8 protein-coding genes and 1 pseudogene are annotated in these 6933 nt (G+C 62.7%); 2 read left to right on the forward strand and 7 right to left on the reverse strand.

The annotated features are described in order from the left end of the window. A pseudogene (locus E5W87_RS32590) lies at window positions 1-165 on the reverse strand (transglycosylase); the annotation flags it as partial. 23 nt (window positions 166-188) lie between these two features. After that, the gene (locus E5W87_RS32595; protein ID WP_292407205.1) at window positions 189-893 is read right to left on the reverse strand and encodes a Tim44/TimA family putative adaptor protein; all 705 of its coding nucleotides are present in this window, start codon (window positions 891-893) and stop codon (window positions 189-191) included. 199 nt (window positions 894-1092) lie between these two features. Between E5W87_RS32595 and E5W87_RS32600 the strand changes: the two genes are divergently transcribed. Together E5W87_RS32600 and secB are read left to right on the forward strand one after the other, a co-directional pair. Further along, window positions 1093-1593: an FxsA family protein gene (locus tag E5W87_RS32600; RefSeq protein WP_292407226.1), complete on the forward strand. Its 501-nt coding sequence runs from the start codon at window positions 1093-1095 to the stop codon at window positions 1591-1593. Window positions 1594-1754: 161 nt separating this feature from the next. After that, window positions 1755-2255, forward strand: a complete 501-nt coding sequence (secB, locus tag E5W87_RS32605) for a protein-export chaperone SecB (RefSeq protein WP_292407208.1) — start codon at window positions 1755-1757, stop codon at window positions 2253-2255. A gap of 178 nt (window positions 2256-2433) precedes the next feature. On the opposite strand, the gene E5W87_RS32610 is transcribed toward secB, so the two are convergent. From E5W87_RS32610 to E5W87_RS32630, 5 genes are all read right to left on the reverse strand, one after another. Next, entirely contained in the window at window positions 2434-3489 is a 1056-nt protein-coding gene (locus E5W87_RS32610) for a hypothetical protein (protein WP_292407213.1), read from the reverse strand. 460 nt (window positions 3490-3949) lie between these two features. Beyond that, entirely contained in the window at window positions 3950-4669 is a 720-nt protein-coding gene (gene dnaQ, locus E5W87_RS32615; protein ID WP_292407216.1) for a DNA polymerase III subunit epsilon, read from the reverse strand. A gap of 86 nt (window positions 4670-4755) precedes the next feature. Continuing rightward, on the reverse strand, window positions 4756-5358 hold the full coding sequence (gene coaE, locus E5W87_RS32620; protein ID WP_292407230.1) for a dephospho-CoA kinase: 603 nt from the start codon (window positions 5356-5358) through the stop codon (window positions 4756-4758). A gap of 16 nt (window positions 5359-5374) precedes the next feature. Beyond that, window positions 5375-6217, reverse strand: a complete 843-nt coding sequence (locus tag E5W87_RS32625) for a shikimate dehydrogenase (protein ID WP_292407219.1) — start codon at window positions 6215-6217, stop codon at window positions 5375-5377. Continuing rightward, window positions 6210-6809, reverse strand: coding sequence for a Maf-like protein (locus E5W87_RS32630; RefSeq protein ID WP_292407222.1), 600 nt, complete (start codon window positions 6807-6809; stop codon window positions 6210-6212). The genes E5W87_RS32625 and E5W87_RS32630 overlap by 8 nt, the downstream gene beginning before the upstream one ends. Window positions 6810-6933 lie beyond the last annotated feature (124 nt).

Consider the following 6933-nt stretch of genomic DNA (forward strand, 5'->3'; position numbering starts at 1 on the left):
GGTGAAGGCGTTGAAGTCGACGCCGAGCCCGCCGGAGCGATAGGGTTTTGTCAGGACATGAAAAGCCGAACGCCGGAAAGCTGCGAACGCAGCCAGATGGTCGTCCTCGTCCCAACCGGGCAGATCGTCAAAGGATTTTTCGCTGAACGCCTGAGAAAGCGACACCGGAGCCTCGCCGTGGTCCGGGCTCAGTCTTCTTCTTCAGTGGCGACCAGCTTCCAGTTCGGGTCGCGCGAGCGGGTGTCGCGGGCGAAGGTCCAGACGTCCTTGACCTCGGCGACGGTTTCGGGATCGCCGTCGATGACGGCGCCGGCCTTGTCGCGCGTCGCCGAAATCAGCTCGCTGACGATGCGCAGCGTAATATGCGCCTCGCCGCCCTTCATCTCGGCGGAAACGATGTCGGCCTTGTCGATGCCGACGAAGGAGGACTGGATCTTCTCCGATTTCGCCTCGCGATCGCCGATGGCCGCGACAAAGCCGTCATAGACCTCGCGCGACAACAGGTTCTTCAGCGTCTTGCGGTCGCCATCGGCATAGGCCATGACGATCATCTCATAAGCCATCTTGGCGCCGTCGACGAAGGTCTTGGGGTCGAATGCCGGATCATTGTCCTTGATCGTGCGCAGGCCCCTGTTGAGATCGGTGTCAGGCTTGGCGAAGGCGTCGATCGCCGCATAGGCGTCGATGGTCGGCTCTCCCGGCGCTCGCTTGCGCGGCAGCGAGACCACATTCTCAGGTTTCTGGGCGGCGTCCTCGCGCGTGCGGCTCGCCGTATAGGGATCGAAGGGCGGGCGCTCGCTGCCGGTGCGGCGGCCGAGCACGTTGCGCAGCTGGAAAAAGATCACAACCGCCGCAACCAGAAAGAAAATCGTGCCGAAGTCGAAGAATCCCATATCTTCCGCCAATCAATCCCTACTCCGGCCGGACCGCCCGGCCTAGCAATGGCTGCGGTCGCATAGCGTTCAACATTCAAAGCATATAGAACGCAAGGTGCCATCATTCAAATTAAAGGCAGGCATACCTATCTACAAGCTCCAGTGCCAGCGGCGATTGCTCGCCGGCCGGCAAAACATGGAAACGATCGGTCAAGATTTGCGTATTTCGCTGCTTCCCCTGTTCCTTCTCGCGCTTCCGCTGCTGGAGATCGCCGGTTTCGTCGTTGTCGGCCGCCAGGTCGGCGCATTGGCGACGGTCGGCCTAGTGCTGGCTTCGAGCATCGCCGGCGCATTGTTGTTGCGATATCAGGGTTTTGGCGTCATGAGCCGGGTCCGTGCCGAAATGGACGCCGGACGTGATCCAAGCCGCCAGCTCGCGCACGGCGCCATGATCGTGCTGGCGGCGATCCTGCTCATCATTCCCGGCTTCATAACAGACATTTTCGGCATTCTGCTGTTCCTGCCGCCGGTCCGCGACTTTGCCTGGCGCCTGCTGAAAGGCCGCATCGTGCTGGCGACCAATTTCGGCACCGGCGGATTCCGTGCCCGGCAACGCAACAAGACCATCGATCTCGACGACGGCGACTATTCGCGCGGCGACGATCACGGGCGTGGACCGGATCACAGTTCTCCCTGGCGCCGCCTCAAGGACGACTAGGTCGCCTTGAGGACGACTAGGTCGCCTTGAGGACGACTGGGTCGGCAAACGCCTCCGGGACAACTAGGTCGGCAAACCTTGTCTTGTCATGCCGACCATGGTAGCGAACGCCCGATTTCAATCCGGTCAGCAACGCTGCCCAGGTAAAAGGACAACAGCTTATGGCCAGCAAAGACGACGCGCCGACCGGCGCGGCCAATGGCAACGGCAACACGGCGCAGCCTTCGCTCAACGTGCTCGCCCAATATGTGAAGGACCTTTCCTTCGAAAGCCCCGGCGCGCCGAACTCGCTGCGCGGCCGCGACAAGGCCCCCGGCATCGCCATCAACGTCAATGTCAACGCCAATCCGCTTTCGGACAAGCAGTTCGACGTCAATTTGACGCTGAACGCCAAGGCGTCTTTCGATCAGGAAGTGCTGTTCAACGTCGAGCTGGTCTATGGCGGCGTGTTCGCCATCAGCGGCTTCCCGCAGGAGCACATGCTGCCGCTGCTGTTCATCGAATGCCCGCGGCTGCTGTTCCCGTTCGCCAGGCAGATCATCGCCGAGGCGACGCGCAATGGCGGCTTCCCGCCCCTGATGCTCGACCCGATCGATTTCGCGCAGATGTTCCAGCAAAAGCTGGCCGAGGACCAGGCCGCCGGCAAGGTCCAGGTGAGCTAAGAAGGCTATCTCGGTAGCGTTTAAGAAGCCCGGCCTCGCGCCGGGCTTTGTGTTTTTGGGGCTTTAGCCAGAGCATTTTGCAGCCAAGTGGAATCACTTGGCGTCGCACAATTGCGTCTAAAACAAATGGATAGAGCGAGATGGCCAATTCAATTGGAATGCATCCCGCCCCAGAGTCTCAATGGGGCGGATGAAACACGCCAGAAGGCGGTATGGTGTAGGTGATCTCAAACGTGATGTTCTGAAGCTCCGAAACGCAGACAGTATCGTCCTGAGCCGTCAGGCCGTCGATCGACGGACCGCCTGTCAGCAGGAGGCCGAACGCTGCCACACCACCAAGCGGCGGGCTGGGGGCGTTGAGTTGCCAGGCGACCGGAGCGGTCACGTCCCACTGACGGGCGTTGATGCGTGATACTGGCTGTTTCCATTCCTCGAAGGTGGGGAGCCTGCCCTGCACCGCTCCGCCATTGCGGACCCAATCGAAGGAGGGAGCGCGCACGACCGCGCAACCGTCCGTCTTTTGCTGGTAGTTTCCCTCTCCGTTCTGCCAGCATCGATAGGCGTACCCCACGACAAGTGGGCAGAATGGAGCCTCGACCTCGTCATAGCTCAGCACGACCCGATCAACGATCTTGCCCGGAATCATGTCCATAAGCGTGCGGTCGAACTGAACGGCGCGTTCAAGAACGAAGGAGAAACAGTTGTCGCCGAGCCATCCGATTTCCGCCTGACCCCAACCAACCATACCCCCCATGGCACCGGGCATTGGGTCCAGCCGGCCACATGTGGAACCATACGTCTTTTCTTGCCAAGCGCCGCGGCTGGCTGTGACCCCGACGAGCAGGGTATGCTGACCCTCACTATTGAACTCCGGCCCTCCGACGATCGTCCTGGAGCTTGCGAGCGCGTTCTCGTCCCGCGCGCGCTGGCGCGCGGCCGGGATGACACAGACCAAGTCTCCATCAAAGGCTTCGCGCCAGACATAGCCCTGCAGGCAATAGTAGACACCGTCGCGAGGGCCCGGTTCGCGTCGCTGGTGACCTTTCGCGTTTTCATCGGCGGCGAGGGTTCGGGATTGCGGGATAACGCAGACCACGTCTCCTGGACGCGCCTCTCGCCAAACGTATCCCTGAAGGCAGGTCCGTGGATCCTGGGCAAAGGCTTCGTGGATGCCCAAGTACGCAAGCAATACAATCATCGTCGCCGACCCAAGCATTAGATAAATGGCACGCATGGTATAATCGCCCTTCGCTGGCCTCGCTCCGCGAGGGGGGTAACAGCCGCGCCTTTATGCTTTGACAGGAGATCTCCGGTCCAAGCTCGCCGCTCTTCAATATCGGTGAGGCTGACGGAAGGGCGCTTACGTGTCGCATACGCGTCGAGATTGATTGTTCGCAGCCGAAGAAATGACGTGCGGGAATCGAGGCGATGGGAGAATCGCCGCTTGCTCGGTAGCGTTTGAAAAGCTCGGCGTAAGCCGGGCTTTTTTATTGGAGATGCCGGCGGGACAGCACACCCCTCAGTCCTACCGGACATCTCCCCCACAAGGGGAGAGATCGGACATCACACCGGCTTTCGCCAATCGCCAACGTTGCAGGAATGAGCGGAGCGCCGAAGCTGCCAATCTCCCCACCCGTGGGGGAGATGTCCGGCAGGACAGAGGGGGGCGCGACGGAGCGCCTCCGTCAAACTCACTATGCCGCAGAACTCGCTTCCGGGGCGACGCGCAGCCAGAGCGCCTTTTCGCCTAATGTGCCGACCATGCTCGCGTGCGCGGTGCGCTCGGCGTCGGTCAGACGGGATGGCAGCGCTATCGGCCGCACGCCGATGCTGATGTCGATGTCGTCGACATTTCTCCTGCCGCCGGCGGGCGCCGTGGCACTGTCGAGGATCAGCGCCGCCTGCTTGCCGCCAATGAGCTCGATATAGACCTCGGCCAGCAATTCCGAATCGAGCAGCGCGCCGTGCTTGGTGCGACGGGCATTGTCGATGCCATAGCGCCGGCAGAGCGCGTCCAGCGAATTCGGTCCCATCGGATGCTTGCGGCGCGCCAGCGCCAGCGTGTCGACGACAAGCCCGGGGTCAACAACCGGGTGGCCAAGCCGGCCGAATTCGACATTGAGGAACGCGATGTCGAAAGTGGCATTGTGGGCGACCAGCTTGGCGCCATCGATGAAGGCAAGGAACTCCTCGGCGATGTCGCTGAAGGTCGGCTTGCCCATGAGGTCGGCGGCACTGATGCCATGGACGGCCTGCGCCTCCGCATGAATCGGCCGCCCTTGCGGGTTGATGTAATGGTGGAAGGTGCGGCCGGTCGGGAACCGATTGACCAGCTCGATGCAGCCAAGCTCGATGACGCGGTCGTCGCGGAAATCGAGACCGGTGGTTTCCGTATCGAAGATGATCTCGCGCATCTAAACAGTCCGTTGGCTCCGGCGTCATTCCAGCCGAATCATGATGGGAACAAATTGGCAACATATTACGCCGGATGCAAGCGCCGTTAAGCAGGCTTGCCGGCGTTATCCCCGACCAGTTCGGCGACAATCGCATCGACCGCCGCGCGCGCCGCATCAAAACCCTGTCCGGTGTCGATGATGAAATCGGCTTGGCTGCGCTTTTCGGCGTCGGGAACCTGCCTGGCCAGGATTGACGCCAGCTTCTCTTCGCTCATCCCCGGCCGCGCCAGCACCCGGGCGCGCTGGATTTCGGCCGAGGCGGTGACGACCACAACCTTGTCGACGCGGCCGCGGCCGCCGGTTTCGAACAGCAGCGGGATATCGAGAACGACAAGCGGCGCGCCGGCGACACGATTCCTGGCCAGGAAGGCGTCGGCGTCGGCGCGGACAAGTGGGTGGATGATCGCTTCCAAGCGTTTCAGCGCGGCTGCATCGCCAAGCACCCGCTCGGCGAGCTTTGTGCGATCGACCGAGCCGGATTCTGTGGTTCCGGGAAAAGCCGCCTCCACCAGCGGAGCGGCCTTGCCGGCGTAGAGGCGATGCACCGCTTCGTCCGAATCGTGGACCGGCACGCCGGCCTCGGCAAACATCTGGGCCGTAGTCGACTTGCCCATGCCGATCGATCCGGTGAGGCCGAGCACGATCATGCTTTTCATTCCTTGGTCATTCCTTGGCACCGAGATCGGCGACGATCATCTGCCGCAGTTCGGCAGTGACCTCCGGCCTGATCCCGAACCAGTGCTCGAAGCCGGGCACCGCCTGGTGCAGCAGCATGCCGAGCCCGTCGACGGTTTTTAGGCCCCTGGCCTTGGCTGCGGCCAGCAACGGCGTTTCCAGCGGCACATAGACAATGTCGGTGACGATGGCATGGTTCGGCAGCCTGGCCGGATCGGCGGACAGGCCTTCATTGCCATGCATGCCGAGCGCTGACGTGTTGACCAGCAGGCCGGCATCGGCAAGCAACTCGCCGGTCGCAGCCATGCCATGGGCCGAGACCCCGGCACCGAAACGATCGCGAAGCTCCTGCGCCCTCGCAAGCGTCCGGTTGACAATGCGGATGTCACTAATGCCGCGCTCAATCAGCGCCTGGATGACCGCGCGGGAGGCGCCGCCGGCGCCGAGCACCACGGCCGGGCCATTATTTGCCCAGCTGGGCGCACGCTCGTCGAGATTGGCGGCAAAGCCATGGGCGTCGGTGTTGCCGCCCCACAGATCTCCGCCCTCGAACCACAGCGTGTTGACCGCGCCGATCTGTTCGGCCGCATCGTCGCGACGCGTCGCCAGCGCGAAGGCGGCCTCCTTGTGCGGGATGGTGACGTTGCCGCCGCGGTAGCCATTCGTCTCGAGCGTTTTGACGAATTCGGCAAAATCGTCCGGCGCGACGTCGATAGCCCGGTAGCTGCCGTCGATGCCGTATGTCGCCAGCCAAAAGGAGTGGATCTTCGGCGACCGCGAATGCGCCACCGGGTGGCCGGTGACGAAGGCCTTTTTTGCGGCCTCAGCCATCGATGGCCCCGAGCTCACGCAGCTTGGCCAGAACGGGCAGAAGCGGCAGGCCGACAATGGTGAAATAGTCGCCCTCAATTCTCTCGAACAGCTGGATGCCCTCGCCTTCGATCTGGTAGGCGCCGACGCTGGACAGCGCCTTGGCGCCGACACGCGCCAGATGGCGGCCGATGAAGGCCGGATCGAGTTTTCGCATGGTCAGGCTGGCGATGCCGACATGCCGCCACAGGACAGCGCCGTCGCGGGCCAGCACGACGGCGCTGTTGAGCTGATGGGTCTTGCCCGACAGCGCCAAGAGATGGCGGCGCGCAGCTTCCATATCGGCCGGCTTGTTGAACACTTCGTCGCCGAGCGACAGCGTCTGGTCGCAGCCGAGCACCAGGGCGCCGGGTCTTCGCTCGCTGACGTCAGTGGCCTTGGCCTCGGCAAGCACCAGGGCGACGTCCTCGGGCGAAACGCCGCTGCCTTTTAGGGGCGCCTCAAGCGCGCGCTCATCGACTTCCGCCGGAACCGCCTCGATGGCGACGCCGGCATTGACGAGCATCGCCTTGCGGAACGGACTGCCTGAGGCAAGGATGATTTTTTCGGCCATTTTTTCGCGCCCGGTTTCTGGCACCGACTAGGGTGTTGAGATTCAGGTCAGGCCGAGTCGAAAATGGTGGCTTCCGAGAACCGGAGCGGAGCGTACTTTTCGTACGTGAGCACCGGAAGCGCAG

The sequence above is a fragment of the Mesorhizobium sp. genome (assembly GCF_004962925.1).
In the GTDB taxonomy this organism is placed as follows: domain Bacteria; phylum Pseudomonadota; class Alphaproteobacteria; order Rhizobiales; family Rhizobiaceae; genus Mesorhizobium.

What these genes read in the sequence shown, in the direction of transcription:
- coaE (WP_292407230.1), bottom strand. Translation starts at nt 5,358, where the DNA reads ATGATCGTGCTCGGCCTCACCGGATCGATCGGCATGGGCAAGTCGACT.
- E5W87_RS32630 (WP_292407222.1), bottom strand. Translation starts at nt 6,809, where the DNA reads ATGGCCGAAAAAATCATCCTTGCCTCAGGCAGTCCGTTCCGCAAGGCG.
- E5W87_RS32625 (WP_292407219.1), bottom strand. Translation starts at nt 6,217, where the DNA reads ATGGCTGAGGCCGCAAAAAAGGCCTTCGTCACCGGCCACCCGGTGGCG.
- dnaQ (WP_292407216.1), bottom strand. Translation starts at nt 4,669, where the DNA reads ATGCGCGAGATCATCTTCGATACGGAAACCACCGGTCTCGATTTCCGC.
- secB (WP_292407208.1), top strand. Translation starts at nt 1,755, where the DNA reads ATGGCCAGCAAAGACGACGCGCCGACCGGCGCGGCCAATGGCAACGGC.
- E5W87_RS32610 (WP_292407213.1), bottom strand. Translation starts at nt 3,489, where the DNA reads ATGCGTGCCATTTATCTAATGCTTGGGTCGGCGACGATGATTGTATTG.
- E5W87_RS32595 (WP_292407205.1), bottom strand. Translation starts at nt 893, where the DNA reads ATGGGATTCTTCGACTTCGGCACGATTTTCTTTCTGGTTGCGGCGGTT.